The organism is Streptomyces broussonetiae (genome assembly GCF_009796285.1).
In the GTDB taxonomy this organism is placed as follows: Bacteria; Actinomycetota; Actinomycetes; order Streptomycetales; family Streptomycetaceae; genus Streptomyces; species Streptomyces broussonetiae.
In genome coordinates this window covers 1462977-1487870 of the sequence record NZ_CP047020.1, presented here as the reverse complement: position 1 = coordinate 1487870, position 24894 = coordinate 1462977, and the positions used below count along the sequence as shown (strand labels likewise).

At 71.9% G+C, this 24894-nt stretch carries 21 protein-coding genes and 2 pseudogenes; 13 read left to right on the top strand and 10 right to left on the bottom strand.

Annotated features, from left to right (window positions below; genetic code table 11):
• Positions 1-3 precede the first annotated feature (3 nt).
• Together GQF42_RS07115 and GQF42_RS07110 are read right to left on the bottom strand one after the other, a co-directional pair.
• Positions 4-768 (bottom strand): VOC family protein, encoded by a 765-nt coding sequence (locus tag GQF42_RS07115; RefSeq protein ID WP_158918709.1) that lies wholly within the window; start codon positions 766-768, stop codon positions 4-6.
• Between the two features lie 704 nt (positions 769-1472).
• Positions 1473-1865: a VOC family protein gene (locus GQF42_RS07110; RefSeq protein WP_158918707.1), complete on the bottom strand. Its 393-nt coding sequence runs from the start codon at positions 1863-1865 to the stop codon at positions 1473-1475.
• A 71-nt stretch (positions 1866-1936) separates the two neighbouring features.
• Between GQF42_RS07110 and GQF42_RS07105 the strand changes: the two genes are divergently transcribed.
• A complete protein-coding gene (locus GQF42_RS07105; protein ID WP_158918705.1) occupies positions 1937-2476 on the top strand; it encodes a GNAT family N-acetyltransferase in 540 nt (179 codons plus the stop codon).
• Positions 2477-2479: 3 nt separating this feature from the next.
• On the opposite strand, the gene GQF42_RS07100 is transcribed toward GQF42_RS07105, so the two are convergent.
• Positions 2480-3163, bottom strand: a complete 684-nt coding sequence (locus tag GQF42_RS07100; RefSeq protein WP_158918703.1) for a glycerophosphodiester phosphodiesterase — start codon at positions 3161-3163, stop codon at positions 2480-2482.
• A gap of 392 nt (positions 3164-3555) precedes the next feature.
• Here GQF42_RS07100 and GQF42_RS07095 point away from each other — a divergent pair, with 392 nt between their 5' ends.
• The 4 genes from GQF42_RS07095 to GQF42_RS07080 all read left to right on the top strand — a co-directional run bounded on the left by GQF42_RS07095 (position 3556) and on the right by GQF42_RS07080 (position 7500).
• Positions 3556-4953, top strand: a complete 1398-nt coding sequence (locus tag GQF42_RS07095) for a DUF6421 family protein (protein WP_158918701.1) — start codon at positions 3556-3558, stop codon at positions 4951-4953.
• Positions 4954-4991: 38 nt separating this feature from the next.
• The gene (locus GQF42_RS07090; protein WP_158918699.1) at positions 4992-5750 is read left to right on the top strand and encodes an SDR family oxidoreductase; all 759 of its coding nucleotides are present in this window, start codon (positions 4992-4994) and stop codon (positions 5748-5750) included.
• A complete protein-coding gene (locus GQF42_RS07085; protein ID WP_158918697.1) occupies positions 5747-6817 on the top strand; it encodes a threonine aldolase family protein in 1071 nt (356 codons plus the stop codon). Before GQF42_RS07090 ends, GQF42_RS07085 begins: the two co-directional genes overlap by 4 nt.
• Positions 6818-6906: 89 nt before the next feature.
• On the top strand, positions 6907-7500 hold the full coding sequence (locus GQF42_RS07080) for a transglutaminase domain-containing protein (RefSeq protein WP_158918694.1): 594 nt from the start codon (positions 6907-6909) through the stop codon (positions 7498-7500).
• Positions 7501-8567: 1067 nt separating this feature from the next.
• On the opposite strand, the gene GQF42_RS07075 is transcribed toward GQF42_RS07080, so the two are convergent.
• Positions 8568-9296: a lysophospholipid acyltransferase family protein gene (locus GQF42_RS07075; RefSeq protein WP_158918692.1), complete on the bottom strand. Its 729-nt coding sequence runs from the start codon at positions 9294-9296 to the stop codon at positions 8568-8570.
• 253 nt (positions 9297-9549) lie between these two features.
• Between GQF42_RS07075 and GQF42_RS07070 the strand changes: the two are divergent.
• The 5 genes and pseudogenes from GQF42_RS07070 (at position 9550) to GQF42_RS07050 (ending at position 14199) form a co-directional block, all read left to right on the top strand.
• A pseudogene (locus GQF42_RS07070) lies at positions 9550-9928 on the top strand (TlpA family protein disulfide reductase).
• A 241-nt stretch (positions 9929-10169) separates the two neighbouring features.
• The gene (locus GQF42_RS07065) at positions 10170-10679 is read left to right on the top strand and encodes a flavin reductase family protein (protein WP_158918688.1); all 510 of its coding nucleotides are present in this window, start codon (positions 10170-10172) and stop codon (positions 10677-10679) included.
• Between the two features lie 216 nt (positions 10680-10895).
• The gene (locus GQF42_RS07060; RefSeq protein ID WP_158918686.1) at positions 10896-11690 is read left to right on the top strand and encodes an electron transfer flavoprotein subunit beta/FixA family protein; all 795 of its coding nucleotides are present in this window, start codon (positions 10896-10898) and stop codon (positions 11688-11690) included.
• A gap of 53 nt (positions 11691-11743) precedes the next feature.
• Complete coding sequence (locus tag GQF42_RS07055; RefSeq protein WP_158918684.1) at positions 11744-12706, top strand: electron transfer flavoprotein subunit alpha/FixB family protein; 963 nt, start codon at positions 11744-11746, stop codon at positions 12704-12706.
• Positions 12707-12900: 194 nt separating this feature from the next.
• Complete coding sequence (locus tag GQF42_RS07050; RefSeq protein WP_158918682.1) at positions 12901-14199, top strand: DUF6986 family protein; 1299 nt, start codon at positions 12901-12903, stop codon at positions 14197-14199.
• 408 nt (positions 14200-14607) lie between these two features.
• On the opposite strand, the gene GQF42_RS07045 is transcribed toward GQF42_RS07050, so the two are convergent.
• Positions 14608-15405, bottom strand: coding sequence for a hypothetical protein (locus GQF42_RS07045; protein WP_158918680.1), 798 nt, complete (start codon positions 15403-15405; stop codon positions 14608-14610).
• Between the two features lie 7 nt (positions 15406-15412).
• Positions 15413-16462: a LacI family DNA-binding transcriptional regulator gene (locus GQF42_RS07040; protein WP_158918678.1), complete on the bottom strand. Its 1050-nt coding sequence runs from the start codon at positions 16460-16462 to the stop codon at positions 15413-15415.
• Between the two features lie 226 nt (positions 16463-16688).
• Between GQF42_RS07040 and GQF42_RS07035 the strand changes: the two genes are divergently transcribed.
• The gene (locus GQF42_RS07035; RefSeq protein WP_158918676.1) at positions 16689-17642 is read left to right on the top strand and encodes an ROK family protein; all 954 of its coding nucleotides are present in this window, start codon (positions 16689-16691) and stop codon (positions 17640-17642) included.
• Between the two features lie 46 nt (positions 17643-17688).
• On the opposite strand, the gene GQF42_RS07030 is transcribed toward GQF42_RS07035, so the two are convergent.
• Together GQF42_RS07030 and GQF42_RS07025 are read right to left on the bottom strand one after the other, a co-directional pair.
• Positions 17689-19761 carry an NPCBM/NEW2 domain-containing protein gene (locus GQF42_RS07030; protein ID WP_199272595.1) on the bottom strand — a complete coding sequence of 691 codons (2073 nt, stop codon included), beginning with the start codon at positions 19759-19761 and terminating at the stop codon, positions 17689-17691.
• 211 nt (positions 19762-19972) lie between these two features.
• Entirely contained in the window at positions 19973-20755 is a 783-nt protein-coding gene (locus GQF42_RS07025) for a maleylpyruvate isomerase family mycothiol-dependent enzyme (protein ID WP_158918674.1), read from the bottom strand.
• 308 nt (positions 20756-21063) lie between these two features.
• Here GQF42_RS07025 and GQF42_RS07020 point away from each other — a divergent pair, with 308 nt between their 5' ends.
• Entirely contained in the window at positions 21064-21258 is a 195-nt protein-coding gene (locus GQF42_RS07020) for a hypothetical protein (protein WP_199272594.1), read from the top strand.
• A 144-nt stretch (positions 21259-21402) separates the two neighbouring features.
• Positions 21403-22446 (top strand): NUDIX hydrolase, encoded by a 1044-nt coding sequence (locus GQF42_RS07015; RefSeq protein ID WP_158918672.1) that lies wholly within the window; start codon positions 21403-21405, stop codon positions 22444-22446.
• A 202-nt stretch (positions 22447-22648) separates the two neighbouring features.
• Here GQF42_RS07015 and GQF42_RS07010 read toward each other — a convergent pair.
• Positions 22649-23353: pseudogene (locus GQF42_RS07010) on the bottom strand (MBL fold metallo-hydrolase).
• Between the two features lie 73 nt (positions 23354-23426).
• Positions 23427-24779 carry a dipeptidase gene (locus GQF42_RS07005; protein ID WP_158918670.1) on the bottom strand — a complete coding sequence of 451 codons (1353 nt, stop codon included), beginning with the start codon at positions 24777-24779 and terminating at the stop codon, positions 23427-23429.
• Positions 24780-24894 lie beyond the last annotated feature (115 nt).

Here is a 24894-nt window from a genome sequence, read left to right as displayed (position 1 = left end):
CCCTCAGCCCTCCACACCCTCCAGATGCACCCCGAACTCCGCGCCCTGCGGATCCCGCAGCACGGCGATGCGCGGGCCGTCCGGCACCGTCACGGGGGCCAGCACGACGGCACCGCCCGCCCGCTCCGCGCCCTCGGCCGTGGCGTCCACGTCGGCCACCGCGAAGTACGGCATCCAGTGCGGGGGCATCTCGGGCGGGAACCGGTCGCCCATGTCGGCCATACCGCCGAACTTCGCCCCGCCGAGCGCCCACTCCGTGTACCACTCGGAGGACTCGGCGCTCCAGTCGAACACCGTGGTGTAGAAGTCCCGCGCCCGGGCGGTGCCCCGGGTGGCCAGCTCCACCCAGCCGAGCGTGCCGGGCGCGTTGAACAGCCCGGCGCCCCGGAAGGCCCGTGCCTGCCACAGTTGGAACGCGGCACCCGTCGCGTCGAGGACGACCGCGAACCGGCCCATGTCGAACACGTCCATCGGGCCGAGGACCACCGTCCCGCCGGCCTCCTCCACGCGCCGTACCGCCGCGTCCGCGTCCGGTACGGCGAAGGAGACGTTCCACGCCACCGGCTGGGACTCCTGGTACAGCGGGGTGAGCGCGGCGACGGGGGCGTCAGCCAGGTGGGCCACCGTGTACCCGCCCGCCTCGGGCCGTGGGTCCGTCTCCGGCCGCCACCCGAACAGGTCGGCGTAGAACCGCTTGGCCCCCTCCAGATCGCTCGTCCCCAGCTCGGTCCAGCACGGGCCGCCGGTCACCGGCTTGTCGAACTCCATCACGGTTCCTTCCGGACGGGCGGACGAACGGACCTCCCGCGCCGCGCGAAGCCCTCTCCCGGCACGCTAACCCCCGCCCACGACCCCGGCCATCCGAGCCGACACCGAGGACCCGACCCCAGCTGCCGCACGCCCCGAGCCCGTGGGCACCGCGGGCCGGGACAGCACGGAGGGAGGGCGGACATGCTTTGCCCGGGTGGTGTCGAGGGTGCGGGCTTCGGACGGGGGACCGGTGCCGCACCGGGCCCCCGCCCAGGTGTTGTGCCGGTGCTGGGCCGCTGTCGGACCGGGCCCCGGCCGGTTCCGGCCGGATTCCCTCCGGTCCCGGGCCGGTACCCGGCATGAGTCCGGCCGAGCGGCGAACCCGGCGTGGGATGCCCGTGCCCGGCGTGGATGTCGGCCTGTCCGGCGGACGGGCCTCAGGCCCCCTCGCCCTGCCGGCCGCCGGACTGCCCAGCCGGCCCGGCACACGGCTCGGCAACGGTACGTGCGCGGGGGCCCGCCCAGGTGTTGTGCCGGTGCTGGGCCGCTGTCGGACCGGGCCCTGGGGGGGGCAATCACCCCGGAGCCTTGTTGGTCTCGCGAGGGCCCCGGCGCGGGCCCTGGCGGATTCCCGGCCGGTGCCGCCGGTCCCGGCCCACCCCGGCCCGTGCCGCGTGGGTGTCCCGGCCGGTGCCGCCCGTCCCGCCCCGGCGGTGCCCCTCTCAGATTCCCGGCCGGTACCGCATCGGATGGTCCGTCGGGATCTCCACCAGGGCGATGGGGACGCCGTCCGGATCGGCGATCCACATCTCGATCAGGCCCCACGGCTCCTTCACCGGCGGCCGGACGATGCCGACGCCCTTCTCCCGCAGTTCCTCGTGCGCGGCCGTCACGTCGTCGACCTGCAGCCACAGCCGTACCGCGGGCGACGGCCGGGTCTGGGAGCGCCCGGAGACCTCCAGGAAGCCGCCGCCGAGGAAGTACACCGTCCCGCGCTCGGGGCCGGTACCGAACTCGCGGTAGACGGACAGCCCCAGCTGCTCGCCGTAGAAGGCGCGGGAGCGCTCGGGGTCGGTGGGGGTGAGCAGCGTCCGGCTGTTGAGTACGTGCACCATGCAGGCGGAGCCTAGTGGCAGGGTTACCCTCGACCCTGGCTCAGCCACGCCCGAGATCGAAAGGCCGCCCCATGGACAACCCCGCCAACGGACTCACCTTCCGCGCCGCGACGGACGCCGACGTGGACGTCCTGGTCGCGCTGATCGAGTCGGCCTACCGCGGCGACTCCAGTCGAACCGGGTGGACCACCGAGGCGGACATCCTACAGGGACAGCGCACCGACCCCGAGGGCGTGCTCGAGGTGATCAAGTCGCCGGACAGCCGACTGCTGACGGTGGAGCAGGACGGCGGCGTCGTCGCCTGCTGCCAGCTCGAACACCGCGGCGACCACGCCTACTTCGGCATGTTCGCCGTCAGCCCCGCCCTGCAGGGCGCCGGCCTCGGCAAGGTGGTCATGGCCGAGGCGGAGCGCCAGGCCCGCGAGGACTGGGGTGTCACGGAGATGCACATGACGGTGATCTCCGTACGGAACGACCTGATCACCTGGTACGAGCGCCGCGGCTACCGCCGTACGGGACAGATGAGCCCGTTCCCGTACGGCGACGAGCGCTTCGGCATCCCGCAGCGCGACGACCTCCAGTTCGAGCTGCTGGTCAAGCCGCTGGTGTGACCCTCACGCGGTGAAGCGGGCGGTGCGCTTGATCTCCGGGAAGTCGGTCGTCGCGCCGTCCAGCTCCAGGGCGCGCACCAGCCGCAGCTGATCCTGCGTGTTGACCACCCAGCCGATGATGCGCAGGCCGGACGCACGCGCACGCTCGACGATCTCCAGGGTGAGCCGGCGGATGTTGAGGCAGAGGGTCGGGGCGCCCACGGCCACGGCCCGCTCCACCACGTCGGTGCCGTAGCGGCTCCCGATCAGCGCGGTGCGCACCCCCGGCACCAGCCGGGCGATCTCGGCGATCGCGTCGTCGTGGAACGAGGACACCTCCACCCGCCCGACCAGGTCCCGCTCGTGCATCACCTCCGCCAGCGCCCGGGCCGCCGCCACATCCTTGATCTCGGCCTGCAGTGGCGTACGCACCACGTCCAGCACCTCCTCGAACACCGGCACCCGCTCTCCACGGCCCGCGTCCAGGGCGCGCAGCTCGGCCAGGGTCTTGTCGGCGATCGGCCCGGTGCCGTCGGTCGTACGGTCCACCTCGTCGTCGTGCATGACGACCAGGGCGCCGTCCTTGCTCAGGTGCAGATCGAGTTCGATGAGATCGAGGCCGGCGTCCTGCGCGGCAACGAACGAACGAAGGGTGTTCTCGGGCTCGACACCCATGACCCCGCGGTGACCGATGGTAAGGAAGTTCAAGGTTCGACTCGCTTCCGTCGACGGCGGCTCGGCACGCGCGGGACGGGCGGACGCCATCGTCCGCGCGGGCAGAGTCGCAGCCTAATCGCCGGGGCCCGCGATGAACCCGCACGTGCACGCCGTACGGGTGCGCGCCGCGCGCGTCAACTGGCCGGTATGCGCCCCGGCCGTCACTCGCTCGTGGGCGAGTCCCCGCATCCTTGACCGACCGGATCGCCACCCCGACGGGACCCCGCAGAAGCGACGGAAGTGAGCGCCGTCACGGTTTACTGCAGGAAAATCAGCGGTGACCAAGGGGTCGGGCAGGATATTTTCCCGATGAACCTCTTGATGGCGGAAACCGAGTATGCATACGGTGTCCTTACGCGAGGTTCTCCCGTGGAGGATGGGATATGACGGAAATTCTTGTGCAGGCGGCTATGGAGGGGCAGATTCCTTCATCGACCAGGGTGATTGAGCACCCGGCCTGGCCCGTGCTCAAGGATGCCGTGGAGCAGATCCGGCCATGGCAGAGCAAGGACGGATCGATCGACTTCGCCGTCGAGGGTGCCCCGGCCAGGACCGACGCCGAGGCGGCCGTGCGGCGTGTCGTCGAGGCGATCGAGCTGCTCTCCCCGCTGCTCCCGCACGACAAGGCCTACCACCAGGCCGCCGTGGAGGATTTGCGGCGCTGGGCCGAGGGCGGCTTCGAGGTGCCCGACTTCCTGGACTCCCTGCTGGCCTTCCAGCCCGCCGCGCACCGCGCGGACGGCCTGCAGCACCTGGTCGTCTTCCCGATGTACACGCAGAACGGCAACCTGGACCGCAACCTCGAGGCGGTCGTGCTGCGCATGGTCTGGCCGGACTGGCTGGCCGAGCTGGAGCGTACCCGCTACGACAACCCGCTGTTCTGCGGTATCACGTTCGAGGACTTCACCTCCGGCTACGACACCAACTCGGCGGTCCTCTTCCCGGAGACCATCGCCGTGCGCGAGGCGCCGGAACGTTTCTCCTGGGGTGGCATCTTCTGCGACCGCGAGGCCGCCCGCTTCCGCCGGGTCACCGACGCGGCCGTCGACCTCCTGGGCCTTCAGCTGCCCGAGGACATCGCCGCGATGGTCCACGACCAGAAGCGCTGCGAAGAGGCCTTCGTGCTGTGGGACATGGTCCACGACCGCACCCACAGCCACGGCGACCTGCCGTTCGACCCGTTCATGATCAAGCAGCGCCAGCCGTTCTGGATGTACGGCCTGGAGGAGCTGCGCTGCGACCTCACCGCCTTCAAGGAGGCCGTGAAGCTCCAGGCGGACGGGGTCCCGCAGGCCCGTGACGTGCAGTACGCGGTGCTCTTCGACCGGATGTTCCGCTTCCCGGTCACCGGTGACCGTGTACGCAACTACGACGGCCTCGGCGGCCAGCTGCTCTTCGCCTACCTGCACAAGCACGACGTCATCCGCTGGACCGACAACAAGCTCTCCATCGACTGGGAGCGCGCTCCGCAGGTCACCAACCAGCTGTGCGCCGAGATCGAGACGCTGTACCGGGACGGCATCGACCGTCCTAAGCTCGTGCACTGGTTCGCCGGCTACGAGCTGGTCGCCGGCTATCTCGCCCCGCACCCCGGCTCCAAGTGGGCCAAGGGCCCGGACGCCCTGGACCTGACGCAGCCGCCGCGCAAGCTCGTGGACGACGTGCTTCCGGACGAGTTTCCGCTGAGCATGTTCTATGAGGCGCTGTCGAAGAAGCTGAAGAACGTGATTGCCTCCACCAAGGGCATCACGGCGGACGGCGCCGAGCGGGCCGCCGCGTGAGCGACCGCCCGAGGAACACTGCTCAAGAGGGGAAGAACATGGTGGGGAACGGGTCTCTCAAGGGTGCGGTGATCGCGGTGGCCGGCGCGGGCGGACCCGCCGGGCATGCTGCGCTGGTCCGGCTCGCAGAGGCGGGCGCGGTCGTCGTCGGCGCCGACAACAACCCCGAGCGCCTGGCGGAGGCCGTCGACGCCGCCCGTTACGCGAACGGCGGAGCCACGGTCACCGGCGAGACGGTCGACCTGCTCAGCCTGGACTCGACGCGGGACTGGGCGGCGCGCATCGAGAAGGACCACGGGCGCATCGACGGCCTGGTCCACCTCGTCGGCGGCTGGCGCGGCAGCGCGAACTTCGCCGAGACCGATCTCGCGGACTGGGACCTGCTGGAGAAGCTGCTGATCCGCACCGTCCAGCACACCTCCCTGGCCTTCTTTGACGGCCTGCTGCGCAGCGACCGCGGTCGCTACCTGCTGATCAGTGCCGCCGGCGCCTCGAAGCCCACGGCGGGCAACGCGGCGTACTCCGCGGCCAAGGCCGCCGCCGAGGCGTGGGCGCTCGCCATGGCCGACGGCCTGCGCAAGGCGCAGGCCGCGGAGGGCGCCGAGGGGCTGACCTCCGCGGCTGCCATCCTGGTGGTGAAGGCGTTGGTCCACGACGCGATGCGCGCGGAGCGGCCCAACGCGAAGTTCGCGGGTTTCACGGACGTCAAGGACCTGGCCGAGGCCATCGAGGGCGTCTGGAGCAAGCCCGCCGCCGAAGTGAACGGAAACCGTCTGTGGCTGACCGAGAAGCCGTGAACCCACCCAAGACCGACGCGCGTCGCCACCACGACCCGCAGGTCCGCGGTTTCGCCAGTGACAACTACGCCGGAGCCCACCCCGAGGTGCTCGCCGCCCTGGCCCTGGCCAACGGCGGCCACCAGGTGGCGTACGGCGAGGACGAGTACACCGAGAACCTCCAGCAGATCGTCCGCAGCCATTTCGGGGCCGGCGCGGAGGCCTTCCCGGTGTTCAACGGCACCGGCGCGAACGTGGTCGCGCTCCAGGCCGTCACCGACCGCTGGGGTGCGGTGATCTGCGCCGAGAGCGCGCACATCAACGTCGACGAGGGCGGCGCCCCCGAGCGCATGGGCGGCCTGAAGCTGCTCACCGTGCCCACCCCCGACGGCAAGCTCACGCCCGAGCTGATCGACAAGCAGGCCTGGGGCTTCGAGGACGAGCACCGCGCGATGCCGCAGGTCGTCTCGATCACCCAGAGCACGGAGCTGGGCACGCTCTACACGCCTGCGGAGATCCGTGCGATCTGCGAGCACGCCCACGCCCACGGCATGAAGGTGCACCTGGACGGCTCGCGCATAGCCAACGCGGCCGCCTCCCTGGACGTGCCCATGCGGACTTTCACCAGCGCGGTCGGCGTCGACATCCTCTCGCTCGGCGGGACGAAGAACGGCGCCGTGTTCGGTGAGGCCGTCGTCGTCATCAACCAGGACGCGGTGCGGCAGATGAAGCACCTGCGGAAGCTGTCCATGCAGCTCGCCTCCAAGATGCGCTTCGTCTCGGTGCAGTTGGAGGCGCTGCTGGCGAAGGACCTGTGGCTGCGCAACGCCCGGCACGCCAACGAGATGGCCCAGCGCCTGGCCGAGGGCGTGCGCGCGGTGCACGGGGTGGAGATCCTCTACCCGGTGCAGGCCAACGGCGTCTTCGCCAGGCTTCCGCACGACGTGAGCGAGAGTCTGCAGCAGCGGTTCCGGTTCTACTTCTGGGACGAGGCCGCCGGAGTGGTGCGCTGGATGTGTTCCTTCGACACCACGGAGGAGGACGTCGACAGCTTCGTGGCGGCGGTCAAGGAGGAGATGGCGCGCTAGCAGCGCTGCCGCAGGCAGGAGTGCATAGATATGCGGCCACCTGAAAAGTCATTGACGCTCGGGTGGTCGCATTCCTATGCTCTGCGCCCATGGAGCTGATCCAGAACACCGCCGACCTCTCTGCCTACTTGGCCGCCGACGAGGTCATCGACCATCACCATCCCGTGGTGCGGGAGACGGCCGCCCGACTGGCCGAGGGTGCCACGGACTCGTATGCCTATGCGCGAGCCGCTTATGGGTTCGTGCGGGACGCCATCCTGCACTCCGCCGACGCCGGCGACCCACGCGTCACCTGGCGTGCCTCCGACGTGCTGGAGCAGCGCACCGGCATCTGCTACGCCAAGGCGCACGCGCTGGCTGCGCTGCTGCGGGCCGAGGACATCCCCACCGCCCTGTGCTACCAACGGCTGGCGCACGACGACGGCAGCGGTCACGCCGTGCACGGCCTGGTCGCCGTGCGCTTCCACGGCGCCTGGCACCGGCAGGACCCGCGTGGCAACAAGCCCGGTGTCGACGCCCGGTTCTCCCTGGACGGCGAGCGGCTGGCCTGGATCCCCGACGCGGCCTCCGGCGAGGTGGACCACCCGCTCCTGTACGCCGAGCCGCATCCGCTCGTCATCGGTGCCCTGAAGGCCGCACCGGACCGGACGTACCTGTGGAAGACGCTGCCGGACGCGCTCTGAGGCAGGCGGTGGCTCCCCGGCCCGCCCCCCGCCTGCCGCTCACCCCGTCGCACTCGCGGATCTCGCGGATCGTGAGCGATGGAGGGCAAGCAGAGGGGGATGAAAAGGGCGCAAATACCGCAAGGGGAGCCGGGATCGGCGGCAGGAGGAGGCGGCCGGCCCGCTCGCGTGAGCCCCGGGCGCTCGCCTCCGCCCTGGTGACGGCCGTTGCCGCGGGCGGTGTCGCGAGGCCGCCGGCGCGCGGCGGCGGAGGCGCCACGCGCAGGGAACTTCCCTGCAAGATGCGGAGGTTGACGAGGGATCAGGCGGCGGCGACCGTGCCCTGGACCCCTGGGACGGCATGTCCCGCCTCGACGTCGTACGCTGCGCCCTGCCGCCGTCCGGCACGCGGGCACGATCCCTCTCGGTGCGGAACGGGGCCGGTCCGCATGCCCGCAGGCTCGCCGGGTACGTCGTCGATGCCACGGCCCTCGGTTCCGGGGCGCCCGCGATGCCGCCACTGCGGCCGCCTCAGGCGTGCAGGCGCCCCCGACCGAGGTGGCCGGTCGCGCTCAGGACGCCTTCTCGTGCCAGGTGAGGCGCAACCCGGGTTGGGCTCCGGCCGCACCGGCACGCCGTCGGCCGACCCCGGACCGCTCTTCGGTCGGTCCGCCCGCGGCCCGCAGGCGTCCGCGATCCTCTGTGACACCGAACCTCATGGACACCGAACGGGCCTGCTCCGCCCACTGCTTGGGGCGGCTCGGCCGCCACGGAACGGACCCGGACCACCACCCGGAGAAGGAGCCGGGCGGGGAGAGGCCCCCACGATCGGCCCCGACAACGACCTCGCGGGCATCGCACGCTGCGTAGGCACCCTCGCACACGCGGTCGGACGGTGCCGCCGCGGCGGCACCGCGATCTCGAGGCCTTCGGCACGGCCGTGCGCCGGCACACCCGGGGCGTCTGCCGAGCCGGGCCCCCGGCAGGACGTGCCGGCGCGTCGCGGCCGTACACATACCGTGGGAGCGCCCCGGCCCTGGGCGAGCGGGACCGCCGCCGGCGCGCCTTCGGCCGTACGCGCCTGCGGGTCAGTGGGCCTCGGCGGCGCGCAGTTGTTCCACCGTCGGGGCCGTGCCGCCCAGGTGGGCGGGGAGCCACCAGGAGTCCGACGGGTCCTTGGGGCGGCCGGGGTAGGCGCGCTGTGCGACCTCCAGCAGTTCCTGGACGGCTTCGCGCAGTCGGCGGGTGATCGCGCCCGCGTACTGGTCGCGGGGTGCCTCGACCGCCTCGCCGACCCGGATGGTGACGGGCAGGTGGTCGCGCTTGAAGTTGCGGGGGTGGCCCTTCGTCCACAGCCGCTGCGTGCCCCACACCGCCATCGGGACCAGCGGGACACCGGCGTCCTGGGCGAGCCGGGCCGCACCGGACTTGAAGCCCTTGAGCGTGAACGACTGCGAGATGGTGGCCTCCGGGAAGACCCCGATCACCTCACCGGAGCGCAGCGAGTCCAGTGCGTGCGCATAGGCCGCCTCGCCCTGATTGCGGTCCACGGGGATGTGCTTCATGCCGCGCATCAGCGGACCGGAGATCCGGTGACGGAAGACGGACTCCTTCGCCATGAAGCGCACCAGGCGCTTCTGCGGCAGCGCCGCCAGGCCGTTGAAGACGAAGTCCAGATAACTGATGTGATTGCTCACCAGCACGGCACCGCCCGAGCGCGGGATGTTCTCCGACCCCTGGCAGTCGATCTTCAGGTCCCAGACCTTGAACAACGTCTTGGCGAAACCGATGACGGGACGGTAGACCAGCTCGGCCATGGGCGGGGTGGGCCCTTTCTGCTCTGCTCGGGAAAGGGGGGATCCCGGCGGGAAAGTTACGCAGCCGTAGGTTTACGGCGTCTCGCAGATCGTGCCCGAAGAACGGGCGGGTAGCCAGTCCTGGTGCCCCGCCGCGGCGAGATCCTCGTCACGTCGGCCTACATCCCACCTCGGACCTTTAAGTGACCTTTGCGGGCGATTCGAGTCTTCCGCCACCGGGGCTCTTCCGGGCGGCGGGAATCTTTGCGTGCCGATGGGCGCTGGTGCGGATGGTGACCGGAAGAGGCGGAGCGGGAGAGTCGCGGGTGCGCGTACAGGATGACGGCATACGGCTGGTAGCGGCCGAACTCGGCGGCGAACTGGGGGAGCGGGCCACGCTCCTCCAGTTCTCGAGCGCCTTCTGCGCGCCGTGCCGGGCCACCCGGCGCGTCCTCGGCGAGGTGGCGGCGATGGTCCCCGGCGTGGCGCACGTCGAGGTCGACGCCGAGGCCCACCTGGGCCTCGTACGCCAGTTGGAGATCCGCAAGACGCCCACGGTGCTCGTCCTCGACGCGGACGGCCGCGTGGTGCGGCGTGCCACGGGGCAGCCCCGCAGGGCCGACGTCATCGCGGCGCTGGGGGAGGCCGTGTGAGGGTGCCTCAGGAGCCGACGCGGCGTTTTCCGGATCCCGGAAGGCACTTGACTGCGCCCACCACCTATCGTCAGCCTGACCGTATGCCGATCGAACTCCTTCTCCACGGGCGGGCCCACGTCGACCTCGCCCGCACCGCGAGCGCGTGCTGTCCGGGCTGTTGAGCGCCACGCCCCCTCCCCCGCGCCCGGCTCCGCTCGAGTGGGGGACGCCCAGCCTCCCTCGCCAGAAGGACAACTCCATGACGGCCTCGCCCGAACTAGGCAGCCCCCGGCTCGCCTCCCCCGACCTGCTCCGCTCGACCTTCCGCCGGCACGCTGCCGGTGTGGCGGTGATCACCGCACGTGGTGTCTCCGGCCCCGTCGGCTTCACCGCCACCTCCCTGACCTCGGTCTCCGCCGAGCCCCCGCTGATCTCCTTCGGCATCGGCACGGGCGCCTCCAGCTGGCCCGCGATCGCCGAGACGGACCACGTCGGCGTGCACATACTCGGTGAGCACCAGAGCGAGCTGGCCGCCACCTTCGCCCGCAGCGGTGCCGAGCGCTTCGGTGCGCCCACGGCCTGGCGTACCGGACCGGAGGGCGTGCCGGTGCTCGACGGCGTGCTCGCCTGGCTGGTCTGCCGGATCGTCGGCCGTGTCCCGGCCGGTGATCACCGCATCGTGCTTGCCGAGGTCGTCCTCGGCGACCCGTCCGGCTCCGGCCGCCCGCTCCTGTACCACCAGGGCCGATTCAACGGCCTGCGGGACTGACGTGCAGCCCTCGTCCGCGCGGCCGTCGAGTTCCGGTTACGCTGCGTTGCGAAGGTCACAGTTCAAAGCGCTTGCTTAGCGGGCATGAACTGGGTGTACTGACGAGTAATATTTCGGTCGGAGCGCGCGGACGCCCCGACCGGGATCGGCCGCTTGAGGCGCCTATGCTGCCTGCAAGAGGCAGCCCGGAAATGTCGATGCAGTAGGAGAGCCGGCGTGAGCTTGAGGATCGTTGTCACTGTGAAGTACGTGCCCGACGCCACTGGCGACCGGCACTTCGCCGATGACCTGACCGTCGACCGCGACGACGTGGACGGTCTGCTCTCCGAGCTGGACGAGTACGCGGTCGAGCAGGCCCTCCAGATCGCGGAGAACTACGACGGTGACGGCGACGCCGAGGTCACCGTGCTGACGGTCGGCCCGGAGGACGCCAAGGACGCCCTCCGCAAGGCCCTGTCGATGGGTGCCGACAAGGCCATCCACGTCGAGGACGACGACCTGCACGGCACCGACGCCATCGGCACCTCCCTGGTGCTCGCCAAGGCGATCGAGAAGGCCGGCTTCGACCTGGTCGTCTCCGGCATGGCGTCGACGGACGGCACCATGGGTGTCGTGCCGGCGCTGGTCGCCGAGCGTCTCGGTGTCCCGCAGGTCACCCTGCTCTCCGAGGTCTCCGTCGAGGACGGCGTGATCAAGGGCCGTCGTGACGGCGACGCGGCGAGCGAGCAGCTCGAGGCCTCCCTCCCGGCGGTCGTGTCCGTGACGGACCAGTCCGGCGAGGCCCGCTACCCGTCCTTCAAGGGCATCATGGCGGCCAAGAAGAAGCCGGTTCAGTCCTGGGACCTGTCCGACCTGGACGTCGAGGCCGAAGAGGTCGGTCTCGAGGGTGCGTTCACCACGGTCGAGGCCGCGAACGAGCGCCCGGCGCGCACGGCCGGCACCATCGTCAAGGACGAGGGCGAGGGCGGCAAGCAGCTCGCTGAGTTCCTCGCGAGCCAGAAGTTCATCTAAGGGCTCGCACCCGCTGACCGCCCCTCAACTTCGTTACGCAGGAGAGCAATCCCATGGCTGAAGTCCTCGTCTACGTCGACCACGTGGACGGTGCCGTCCGCAAGCCCACCCTGGAGCTGCTGACCCTGGCCCGCCGCATCGGCGAGCCCGTCGCCGTCGCCCTCGGGGCCGGCGCCGCCGACACCGCCGCCACCCTCGCCGAGCACGGCGCGGTGAAGGTCCTCACCCACGACGCGTCCGAGTACGCCGACTACCTGGTCGTGCCGAAGGTCGACGCCCTCCAGGCCGCCCACGAGCAGGTGTCCCCGGCCGCCGTGCTGGTCCCGTCCTCCGCCGAGGGCAAGGAGATCGCCGCCCGTCTGGCGCTGCGCATCGGCTCCGGCATCATCACCGACGCCATCGACCTCGAGGCCGGCGACGAGGGCCCGGTGGCCACCCAGTCGGTGTTCGCCGCGTCCTTCACCACCAAGTCCCGTGTCAGCAAGGGCACCCCGGTCATCACGGTCAAGCCGAACTCGGCCGCCGTGGAGGCTGCCCCGGCCGCCGGTGCGGTCGAGGCCCTCGCCGTGACCTTCTCGGACAAGGCGACCGGTACCAAGGTCACCGCCCGTACCCCGCGTGAGTCCACGGGCCGCCCGGAGCTGACCGAGGCCGCGATCGTGGTCTCCGGCGGCCGTGGTGTCAACGGCGCCGAGAACTTCTCGATCATCGAGGCGCTCGCCGACTCCCTCGGTGCGGCCGTCGGCGCCTCGCGTGCCGCCGTCGACGCCGGCTGGTACCCGCACACCAACCAGGTCGGCCAGACCGGTAAGTCGGTCTCGCCGCAGCTCTACATCGCCAACGGCATCTCCGGCGCGATCCAGCACCGCGCCGGTATGCAGACCTCCAAGACGATCGTGGCCGTCAACAAGGACCCCGAGGCCCCGATCTTCGAGCTGGTCGACTACGGCGTCGTCGGCGACCTGTTCGACGTCGTCCCGCAGCTGACCGAGGAGATCAAGACCCGCAAGGGCTGATCCCGGTCCAGGCGCGTCCGCACGCACCCGGGGCCCCGGTGACCATGTCGGTCACCGGGGCCCCGGTGCATTCTGGTGACGATCCCCCGGTGGCCGACCACCGTCCGGACAGGGTGTTGACCAGCGAGAACCACCCGGATAACTTCATTCTACGGATTGTTGATTCCGTACAGCGGAAAATTGGAGGGTGTGGGATGGGTCAGCAGGAGAAGGTGGCGACGAGTCTCGCGGGTGCCGTCAGCGAGGAGATCAGCGCCTCCCTCGCGCCGGTCGACGCGGAGCTGGAGCGCCGCTACCCCGGGGACCCCGGCACCCGGCAGCCCGTCCACACCGTGTACGTCCCCGGTGACGCCTTCGCCGCCGACACCATCCGCTCCTGGGGCGCCCAGGCCCTCGCCGCCCTCGACGAGCACGCCCCCGACGCCGCCTCCTTCGCGGCCGTCCTCGGCCTGTCCGACGAACTGGCCGAGCCGGTCTACTCGCGCGTGCGCGCCAAGCTGGAACGCGAGCCCATCGAGGACCTGCGCGTCGACTTCGAGGACGGCTACGGCCCCCGCCCCGACGCCGAGGAGGACGGGACGGCGGCCCGCGCGGCCCGCCTGGTCGCCGAGGCGTACCGCGACGGCACGGCGGCGCCGTACATGGGCATCCGTATGAAGTGCATGGAGGCGGCTGTCCGCGACCGCGGCATCCGCACCCTCGACGTCTTCCTCACCGGCCTGATGGAGGCCGGGGGCCTGCCCGAGGGCCTGGTCCTCACGCTGCCGAAGGTGACGTATCCCGAGCAGGTCGGCGCCTTCGTGCGCCTCCTGGAGGCCTTCGAGAAGGCCCACGGCCTCGACGCCGGGCGACTCGGCTTCGAGATCCAGATCGAGACCAGCCAGTCCATCCTCGCCACCGACGGCACCGCCGCCGTCGCCCGGATGATCCAGGCCGCCGGGGGCCGCGCCACCGGGCTGCACTACGGCACCTTCGACTACAGCGCCTGCCTCGGCGTCTCCGCCGCCTACCAGGCCAGTGACCACCCGGCCGCCGACCACGCCAAGGCCGTCATGCAGGTGGCCGCCGCGGGCACCGGCGTGCGCGTCTCCGACGGCTCCACGAACGTCCTGCCCGTCGGCCCGACCGCCAAGGTCCACGACGCCTGGCGGCTGCACTACGGCCTCACCCGCCGCGCCCTGGCCCGCGCCTACTACCAGGGCTGGGACATGCACCCCGGTCACATCCCGACCCGCTACGCCGCCGTCTTCGCCTTCTACCGCGAGGGCTACGAGCAGGCCGCCGGCCGCCTCGCCCGCTACGCCAACCGCGCCGGCGGCGACGTGATGGACGAGCCCGCCACCGCCAAGGCGCTCAGCGGCTATCTGCTGCGCGGGCTGGACTGCGGCGCCCTGGACATCGCCGAGGTCGCCCGCCTCAGCGGCCTGACCCGCGCCGACCTGGAGTCCTTCGCGGCGCCCCGGCGCGGTGACCTGACGGTCTCCGCGAAGTAGCGGACCTCGGACGGGGCCGGCCTGACGCTGCTGCGTCACCGTACGGCTCGGGGCTGCGCCCGCGGGCGTGCTGATCGGGGTCCTCCCTCGACGGCATCCTGCGAGAGCGCGGCCCCTTCGGGTCGCGCGGCGGACGCACGGTGGCCCGGGCGCCCGTCCGGCAGGCGCGGCAAGCCCGCTGCCTCGGTGTCGGCGTCGGCGTCGGCGTCGGCAAGGCGCGGGCAGGCGCCGATGGATTCGCCGCCGTGGCCGCGCAGCCGGACCGGCACTCCAACAGCCCGGAGCCGACGGGAGGTTCAGGCCGCCTCCTCCCCGTGCCTGCCCGCCGGATCCCCCTGAACGCGGGCCGGCACCGGCGTCCGCTGCTGCCGGTGTCCGCGTCAGTGACGTCTACCGCGTCGGTGACGCCTACTTCGAGGGCGGGAAGAACGACGGCCCGGTGCCCGGGCTTCCGGTCCACCGGCCGTCGGCGTAGGGCTCGAGGCCCGACGCCGTCACCCAGCGCTGCTCGGCGAACAGCCGCGTGCCCCGCGCGCACAGCCCGGGATCACGGCGGGCCCGGGTGCAGAACTCCTCCGGAGTGGTCCCGAACAGCTCGCGCAACGGAGCCGATCCCCCGAGGAGTTCGGTGAGGAGCCTGTGCTGGTCGGCGAGGTGCCGACGCGGCTCACCGGTGCCGTCGTGCAGCACCCCGTGGCGGTTGACGTAGGAGTACGCCCCGGGGAGCCGGGAACCGTCGGGCAGTTCGACCCGTACGTCCGGGGCCGGCAGCCAGAGCCGCCGGAAGTTGCCGCCGGGCAACGGCACGCCCTCGCTGGCGTCGATCACCTCCAGCTGGTGCCGGTCCAGCCAGAGAAGAAACAACTCCCCAGACGCGTCCGGCGACTTGACGGGAGACGCGGAGACATAGCCCATGCGGCTGACGTGCGCCGAGACGCCCACGTCGAGCCCGGACACCCGCGAGCGCACCATCGGCAGCGGGGAGCCGATCCCGAACTCGGCCATTTTGTACCGCAGTTGGCCCGGACAGGCGTTGGAGCCGACGGCGAGCACCGGCACCCGGTCGTCGTACACCAGGCGCTCCAGCGGAAGCATCCGGTCGCCGTGCAGCAGCCCGGAGCCGGCGGGCCGGGCGCCGGGGTAGGCCAGCGGATGGTCGCGAGGGGCGTCGGCGAGGCCGAGTTCCTCCAGGGTGCGGCCGGTCATGCGCGGCTCAGTCGGCCGGCGGCAGCTCGCCCGAGCCGCGTGTGATCAGCCGCGTGGGCAGCTCGATGCGCTCCGGGGTGACCAGACCGCCGTCGAGCCGGCGAAAGAGGCGCTCGGCCGCCGTACGGCCGAGGGCGGCCGCGTCCTGCGCGACGACCGTCAGGCCCGGCTCGAGCAGATCGGCCAGCTCGAGGTCGTCGAAGCCGACCAGGGCGACCCGGCGGGACTGCTCGGCCAGGACGCGGATCACGGTGACCGTCACCCGGTTGTTGCCCGTGAAGATCGCGGTGACGGGATCGGGTCCGCCGAGCATCTCCCGCGCCGCCCGGCGCACCCGCTCCGGATTCGTCTGCCCGAGGGACATCCACGCGTCCTCCACAGGTATCCCCGCTTCCTCCATGGCCGCCCGGTAGCCGCGCAGCCGCTCGGCCGCCGTGTGGATGCGGGGCATGTCGCCGATGAACCCGATCCGGCGGTGGCCGTGGGCGATCAGATGGGCCACGCCGTCCCGGGCGCCGCCGAAGTTGTCGGACAGGACCACATCGGCGTCGATCCGCCCGGCCGGACGGTCCACGAACACGGTCGCCACCCCGGCCCGGATCTCCGGCTCGAGATAGCGGTGGTCGTCCCCGGCCGGGATCACCACCAGCCCGTCCACCCGCCGGGCGCACAGCGCCAGCGCCAGCTCCTGCTCGCGGTCGGGGTCCTCGGCGCTGGAGCCGTTGATCAGCAGTGCGCCATGGGCCCGGGCCACCTCCTCGACGGCGCGGCTGAGCGGGCCGTAGAAGGGGTCGGCGAGATCCTCCAGGACCAGGCCGATGCTGGCCGTACGGCCCTTGCGCAGCACCCGGGCGCTGTCGTTGCGGCGGAAGCCCAGTGCGTCGATGGCCTCCTGCACCCGGCGTTCGGTGTCCGGCGTGACCCCCGGCTCGCCGTTGACCACCCGGGACACCGTCTTGAGCCCCACACCGGCCCGCGCCGCGACGTCCTTCATCGTCGGGCGGTTGCCGTAGCGGCTGCCGGGCAGGCGGTCTGCGGGGCGGGTGGTGTCGGGCACGATGCGGCGTCCTGTCCTGTCGTCCGTCTGATCCGTGTGATCGGCATCCCGGAAGGGTGGTGCGCCGATCCGACGTTTGTATGAGGATGTGGCGTCGAGCATAGAGCCTGGACAACGTTGTCAGCTGCGAGAGACACTGTCCACCGCTGTCTGTCCTGCGCCCCCACCGCTTGACCGGCCTGGCTCTCTTTGGTTTTCAAGTTTCGACGGGGAGATTCTGACGCTCATGCACACCGACCTCGTGGCGGCCCTGGACATCGGTGGCACCAAGATCGCCGGCGCGCTCGTGGACGACGACGGCCGGATCCTGGCGCGCGCCCAGCGCGCCACACCTGCCCAGCAGGACGGCGAAACGGTCATGCTGGCGGTCGAGGAGGTGCTCGCCGACCTCGCCCGGACACCGATGTGGGACCGCGCCGGCGCCCTCGGCATCGGCAGCGCCGGCCCGGTGGACGCCTCGGCCGGCACCGTCAGTCCGGTGAACGTGCCCGGCTGGCGCGACTTCCCGCTGGTCGAGCGGGTCCTGGCGGCCACCGGTGGCCTGCCCGTCGAGCTGATCGGCGACGGCGTCGCGATCACCGCGGCCGAGCACTGGCAGGGCGCCGCACGTGGCCACGACAACGCGCTGTGCATGGTGGTCTCGACGGGCGTCGGCGGCGGCCTGGTCCTGAACGGGCAACTGCATCCCGGCCCGACCGGCAACGCCGGGCACATCGGGCACATCAGTGTGGACCTCGACGGCGACCCGTGCCCGTGTGGCTCCCGGGGTTGTGTGGAGCGCATCGCCAGTGGGCCCAACATCGCCCGCCGTGCCCTGGAGCAGGGCTGGCGGCCGGGCCCCGACGGCGACACCTCCGCCGCCGCGGTGGCCGCCGCCGCCCGCGAGGGCGACCCGGTCGCCGTGGCCTCCTTCGAGCGGGCGGCCCAGGCGCTGGCCGCCGGCATCGCGGCCACCGCGACCCTGGTCGAGATCGACATCGCGGTGATCGGCGGCGGCGTCGGCAAGGCGGGCGACATCCTCTTCACGCCGCTGCGCAAGGCGCTCACCGACTACGCGACCCTGTCCTTCGTCCAGCGCCTGACGGTCACCCCCGCACAGATGGGTACCGACGCCGGCCTGGTCGGTGCCGCGGCGTCCGCCCTGGCCCGCCGCCCGGACGCGACGGCGGCGGGGGTCTGAACTCCGGGGGCGGACACCGGAGCGGGTGCCCGCCGATCCCGGGGGCTCAGCAACTGACCTGTGCGTCCGCCCAGTCCGCGTGGTCCGAGTCGTTGCCGTCGCCGCCGTCGGTGACGACGAGGCGGACCACCTGGGCGCCGGTGACGTCGGCGGTGAGCGGCTGGGCGGGCATCGCGTTCGTCAGGACGCCCGTCGAGGCGACCTTCGTACCGTCCGCCCAGATCTCGAAGGCGACGGTGCCCTGAGTGCCCTTCTCGTCGTCCACGCCGACGTCCGCGCTGACCTTCGTACAGGCCCTGCCGGTGTAGAAGGAGATGTCGCTCGGCGCGTGCGCCCCGAGCCCCTTGGCGTACACCGTGCCGCCGATGGTGATCGGGTGTCCGTCGCCCGCGGCGCTCTCCCCGTTGCTGGTGTCACGTTCCACCGGTCCCCAGCCGCTGGTCGCCGACAGCCAGGGCAGGTCGCTGAGATACGACGGTCCGGCGGGCGGCCGTACCACCACGGACGCGCTGACCGGGAGGGTGCTGGTGACCTGCTGACCGGCCGGTGAGCGGTAACGGGTGTGGAGCGTCAGGCCGTAGGAGCCGGTCGGTGTCCCGGCGGGCGCGGTCACGCTCCAGCCGGTGCGCAGGGTGCGGCCGGTGGTGAGTGCGGCGGCCGTGGTCGCCGTGGTGGGACGTACGGCCCATCCGTCGGGGCCGGTCAGGGACACGGAGACCCGGCGCGCGGGGGTCCGGCCCAGGTCGGTGACGGTGCCGGTCAGCGTGACCGGGGTGGCGGCCTCCATCAACGGGCTGCCGTCCAGGCCGAGTTCGGTCGCCGGGGGCCGGGTCGCCCAGTGCGGATCGGCCGCGACCCGCAGCAGGACCGTGCCGTGGGCAGGGACGGTCGCGGCGATGGTGCCGGCGGTGTTGTAGCTCTGCTGCTGCCACAGGTCCCGCAGGGTGTAGGCGGGGGTGCCGGGCAGGCCGACGGCGCTCGCGGTGGTGGCGATCCGCTGGGCGGTGCCGGACTCGTTGAACAGGGCCACCGCGCGGCTGCCGTCCTTCATCTCCTTGGCGATCACCCAGCGCCCGTCCGTGGACGACACGACCGTGCCCTGCTTGCCGAGCGGGTCCTGGTCGACGGCGATGACCTCCTTGTTGTCCAGGATGTCGAGGGTCGCCTGGGAGGCCTTGCGCAGGTCGGTGCCGATGAGCAGGGGTGCCGCCATGATCGACCACAGCGAGAAGTGCGAGCGGTACTCGGTGTCCGTCATGCCGCCGTTGCCGACCTCCAGCATGTCGGGGTCGTTCCAGTGGCCGGGTCCGGCGTACTGCGCGAGCGGGAGGTTCTGTTTGAGGATCGAGACCATCGAGTCCCAGCTGTCGCTGATGTCACCGGTGGTGCGCCACAGATTGCCGACGTCGGCCGCCCACTGCCAGGGCTTGTTCTCACCCCACTCGCAGATGCTGTAGACGATGGGCCGACCGGTCGCCTTCAGCGCGTCGCGCATGGTCCGGTAGCGCTGCTGGGCGTCGACGCCGAGGTTGTTGCAGTTGTCGTACTTCAGGTAGTCGACGCCCCAGTCGGCGAACTGTCGTGCGTCGCTGTACTCATGGCCGAGCGCGCCCGGGAAGCCCGCGCTGTTGCACGTCTTGACTCCGGCGCTGGTGTAGATGCCGAGCTTGAGGCCCTTGGCGTGGACGTAGTCGGCAACCGCCTTGATGCCGTTCGGGAAACGGGCCGGGTCGGGTACCAGTTTGCCGTCGGCGTCGCGGTTCGGCAGGGCCCAGCAGTCGTCCAGGTTGACGTACCGGTAGCCCGCGTCCTTGAGGCCCTTGGCCACGAAGAGGTCCGCGATCCCCTTGACCATGGCCTCGTTGAAGTCGGCCCGGCAGTGTGTGGAGTTCCAGTTGTTGAAGCCCATCGGCGGGGTGAGCGCGAGGCCGTTGGCCAGGGCGGGGGCGGCGGGTGCCTGCCGCGCCGGGGCCGCGGCGGCCGGGGCGGCGACGGCCGGGGCGGCGACGGCCGGGGCGGCGAGGCCTGCCGTGCACAGGAGCCCCGCCGTCAGCGCTCTGAGCAGTCTTGGGCGCGTGGCGTGGATGGCGTGGGTGGTGCGGGTGTGAGGGTGACGCATCGTCGACGTTCCTCCGACTCGCGAACGGTGGCTGACGGCCCGGTGCCACCTGGGCGTCATGTGTGTCAGCTGTGCGCGTTTACGGTAGGAGCTGTCGGACTGTGTTGGAAGAGGTGTGCCTGACTGTTCGATATCCCGTCAAAAACCTTGACAGCTGTACTGTTTCACCCAGTGGGCTCGCCAAGTGTTCGGATGTGTTGAATTCAGGCCGTCACGTCTCGCTGTCGATACGTCCCCAGCCCGGCAGCGGCGGCTGGGGCCAGGCGGGCGGGGTCGGCAGCGGACGCGCCGGTCCGTAGGTGTTCAGTGCGTCGGCCGGAAGGCGTCCGCTCAGCCAGCCGAGCACCAGGTGTCCGGCCCCGGCGACCGAGGGTCCCGCCTGTGCCAGGGGCCAGTGCCGGCCGAGATCCACGGCCTCCACCGAGGCGAGTGGAAAGCCCTGGGTCCGCAGCGTGCCGAGTGTGTCGTCCAGCGCCCAGCAGACGTACGCTTCCGGCCACTTCTCGGTCCCATGACCGACGGCCAGATCGAAGTGGTGCGTCTCCAGCTCCCGCAGACACCGCAGCAGGAGATACCAGGCCGGGTGCCGCCAGCCGGCCAGCGCGGCGACAGGAGTGCCCCAGGCGGGAGCGGGCATCGCGAGAGCCTGCGCCGTGAACCGGTCGAGGCTCTCCCGCAGCAGGGCCGTGAGCCGCCCGGCGGACAGTGACGCGTCCCGCTGCAGTGCTGCGGCCAGCGTCGCCTTGTCCGCGCGCGGTCCCGGCGCACGGCCGGTGCGTGCGAGACCCAGCATCCACACGTAGGCGTCGGCGCTGTGGGCGACATGGGCGAGCACATGGCCGCGCGTCCACCCGGGCAGCCCCGACGGGGCGCGCACCTGGGCGTCGGACAGCGCGGCGGCGGCCCCTGCGAGCCGGTCCCCCGAGCGCACCACGAGGCCGAGGGGATCGTCGTCGGAGTCGCCGGCCGGGAATCCGCTCACCTGTACACGCATACGACCTCGATCCGTCCGGCGATGGGGGTGTGGAAGACGGCGGGACGGGGCACGGGACCGGCGCCGTCGCGCTTGAACGTTCCGCACCCGGACGATATCCGTCGGTGATCGTCGCGACCACGGGATTACCGGCTCGGCATCGGATTTCGACGATCCCCGGGGCCGGTCTGCGACGGTGCTGGGGCCGGTCTGCGACCGTCCTGGGGCGCCGGCCCGTGCTCGGACTCCGCTCGGCCTGCGCTCGGCCCTGCGGGCGCAACCGTCGCGGCCCGCGTGACCCGAGGGCCGTCGGCGTAGTTGATCAGCGCATGAAGAAGCGCAGCATCCTCGCCCTCGCCACTTTGGCCACCGGATTCGTCGTGGCCGCCGTCACCCCGTCGCACGCGGCGGACAACGGGTCGCTCGGCGACCTCAACGTCCCGGACACCCTCCACTCGACCGGCGACCTCGTCTCCCAGGACAGTCTGGCCCCCGCCGACGACCCCGTCTTCGGACTGGAGTAGGCCCCACGGCCCATGGCGTGTGTGCCGGTGCCCCCGTGACAGAGGGGCACCGGCACACCTGTGCGGGCGCCCTCACCGGGACGGGGTTTCCGTGGCAGGGTGTTACGGGCAAGCCACAGGGGGCCAACAGAAGAGGGGGAGTACGTGACCGTCGTCTGGATCAACGGCGCGTTCGGTGCGGGGAAGAGCACGACCGCACGGGAACTGATCGAACTGATCCCGAACAGCACGCTCTTCGACCCCGAGCTGGTCGGAGGGTCGCTCACGCACCTGCTGCCGGCCAAGCGCCTCGCAGAGGTCGGCGACGTCCAGGACCTGCCGATCTGGCGCCGACTGGTCGTCGACACGGCCGCCGCGATGCTCGCCGAGCTGGGCGGAACCCTCGTGGTGCCGATGACCCTGCTCCGTCAGGAGCACCGCGACGAGATCTTCGGCGGCCTCGCCGCCCGCAGGATCCCGGTGCACCATCTGCTTCTCGCCACGGACGAAACGATCCTGCGCGAGCGAATAGCCCGCCGGGAGATTCCGGCCGACCCGCCCGACGGCGAGATACGCATACGGCAGTGGTCGTACGACCACATCGAGCCCTACCGGGCCGCCCTCACGTCGTGGCTCGCCGCGGACGCCCACCTCGTGGACACCAGCGGCCTCACCCCGTACGAGGCTGCCGCGCGTGTCACCGACGCCGTCGCCGGCGGTGCCGTGCCCCCCTGCGACATCGTGCAGACCCCCGAGCCGACCGCCGAGACGCTCGCCGCCGGGGTGCTGCTCTTCGACGAGCACGACCGGGTGCTGCTGGTGGACCCCACCTACAAGCCCGGCTGGGAGTTCCCGGGCGGTGTGGTGGAGCGCGGTGAGGCACCGGCGCGTGCCGGGATGCGCGAGGTCGCCGAGGAGACCGGGATCGAGCTGCGGGACGTGCCCCGGCTGCTGGTGGTGGACTGGGAGCGGCCCGCCCCGCCCGGCTTCGGCGGGCTGCGGCTGCTGTTCGACGGCGGCCGACTGGAGCGGGACGAGGCCTCGCGGGTGCTGCTGCCGGGTCCGGAGCTGCGCGGCTGGCGCTTCGCCACCGAACAGGAGGCCGCCGTCATGCTCCCGCCGGTCCGCTACGAACGGCTGCGCTGGGCCCTGCGGGCCCGCGAGCGGGGGACCGTGCTGTATCTGGAGGGCGGGGTACCACTCGGGTGAGCGGGCGCACCGGCGGGCCGTGGCCGCGGTGAGACCGCGCCGACGGGCGGCGAGGCCGGCCTGGTTGAGTCGGAGTCCGGCCGGGCCGTCGCTCGGGGCCAGGGTGGCTGTGGGAGCGGTGTGATGGTTGGCCCGACGAGCATCCGGCCGGGGGGCATGCCCGCTGCACGGTGGGGTGGCGGCCGGCGGTCGTGCATCGTGCTCAGGAGGCGGCTGCCGCTTCGTGCAGGGTTCCGGCAGCGTTCTTCAGTACCGGGTCGCCGTGTCCAAAGCAGGCCACGGCCGCGTCCAGCTGCACCAACCGCCGCAAGGAGGCCTGCAGTTGGGGGCGGTCGAGGTTGAACACGCCCGGGATCACCGAGCCGTCGACCGGCGAGGCCGCCACCGCGTCCCCGGTGAACAGCACGCCCTCGGCGGGCAGGAACAGCGCGATGCTGCCGTCCGTGTGCCCGGGGACGTGGATCACCCGGGCCCCGCCGCCGAAACCGAGGGCGTCGCCGTCCGACCCCTCGGTGACCGCGGCCGGCGCCACCGGCGTTCCCCGGGGCAGGTGCCTGACCGCCTCCGCGTGGATCGGCAGTTCCCAGTCCTCGAACCGGGGTGGCGGGCCGGGCAGTTCACCGCTGACGAACGGGGCGTCCAGGTGGTGCGCCAGCACCTCGGCGCCGCTCAGCGCCGCGAACTCGCCCGCCCCGCCCGCGTGGTCCTCGTGGAAATGCGTCAGCGCGATCCGCCGTACGTCCCCGGGCGCACGCCCCAGCGCCGTGTTCGCGTCGGCGGTGGTCCGGCCGGCACCGAGCGCGCCCGCGTCGATCAGTGTCAGTTGCTCGCCGTCGTGTCAGAGATAGGCCTGGCCGACGGGGAAGCGCAACAGATGCAGCCTCGGCAGCAGTTCGATGACGTCCATGTGCCGACCGTGGGCAGCGCCCCCGCCCGGAGGCGAGGGCGCTTTGCCGGGGGCGGAAAGGGGCCGGAAGGATTCAGCCCGCGTAGTTGCGCAGGAACAGCGCCTCGGCGACCGACAGCCGCTCCAGCTCCTCGGGGCTGACGCTCTCGTTGACCGCGTGGATCTGCGCCTCCGGCTCGCTCAGGCCGATCAGCAGGATTTCCGCCCGCGGGTACAGCCCGGCGAGGGTGTTGCACAGCGGGATCGAGCCGCCCTGCCCGGCGTACTGCATGGTCTCGCCCGGGTAGGCCACGGCCATCGCGTCGGCCATCGCCTGGTACGCCGGGCTGGTCGGGTCGGCGCGGAAGGGCTGGCCCTGGCCGACCTGCTCGATGCTGAGCCGGGCGCCCCACGGGGTGTGCGCCTCGATGTGCGCCTCAAGCAGCTTGGTCGCCTCGGTGGCGTCCACGCCCGGCGGGACCCGCAGGCTGATCAGCGCCCGGGCGCTGGAGTGCACCGACGGGGTCGCGCCGACCACCGGCGGGCAGTCGATGCCGAGGACGGTGACCGCAGGGCGGGCCCACAGCCGGTCGGCGACCGAACCGCCACCGGTCAGCTCGACGCCGTCGAGCACCCGGGCGTCGGAGCGGAACTGCTCCTCGGTGTACTCCAGGCCGTCCCACGTCGCCGACGCGTCGAGACCGTCGACCGTGGTCGAGCCGTCCGCGGCGCGCAGCGAGTCCATGACCCGGATCAGCGCGGCCAGTGCGTCCGGGGCGGCACCGCCGAACTGCCCGGAGTGCAGATTGCCCTCGAGGGTGTCGATCTGCACCCGGACCAGGGTCATACCGCGCAGGATGGTGGTCACGGTCGGCAGGCCGACGCGGAAGTTGCCCGCGTCGCCGATCACGATGGTGTCCGCCGTCAGCAGCTCGGGGTGCTGCTCGGCGTACCGCTCCAGGCCGCCGGTGCCCTGCTCCTCCGAGCCCTCGACGATCACCTTCACGTTGACCGGCACGCCGCCGTTCGCCTTCAGGGCGCGCAGCGCGAGCAGGTGCATGATGAGGCCGCCCTTGCAGTCGGCGGTCCCACGGCCGTACCAGCGGCCGTCACGCTCGGTCAGCTCGAACGGCGGAGTGGCCCAGGCGGTCTCGTCCAGCGGCGGCTGCACATCGTAGTGGGCGTAGAGGAGAACCGTTTTCGCGCCCTGAGGGCCCGGCAGGTAGCCGTAGACGGACTGCGTGCCGTCCGGGGTGTCCAGCAGGGCCACGTCGACGAAACCCTCGGCGGTGAGCGCGTCCACGATCCAGCGCGCGGCGGCCTCGCTCTCGCTCCTGGGGAACTGCGCGAAGTCCGCCACCGACTTGAAGGCGACCAGCTCGGTCAGCTCCGCCTTGGCCCTGGGCAGCAGCGAGGCGACGGTCTCGGCGACCGGATTCGACGACATGGGCACGCTCCTCGTGGGTGCGACGTTGAACGGGGTGAATACCCCCGATACTCCCACAGTGGCCTGCGACGACGGCCGCCGTAGGATGCGAGGGACACTTCGGCAGCGGCTTGAT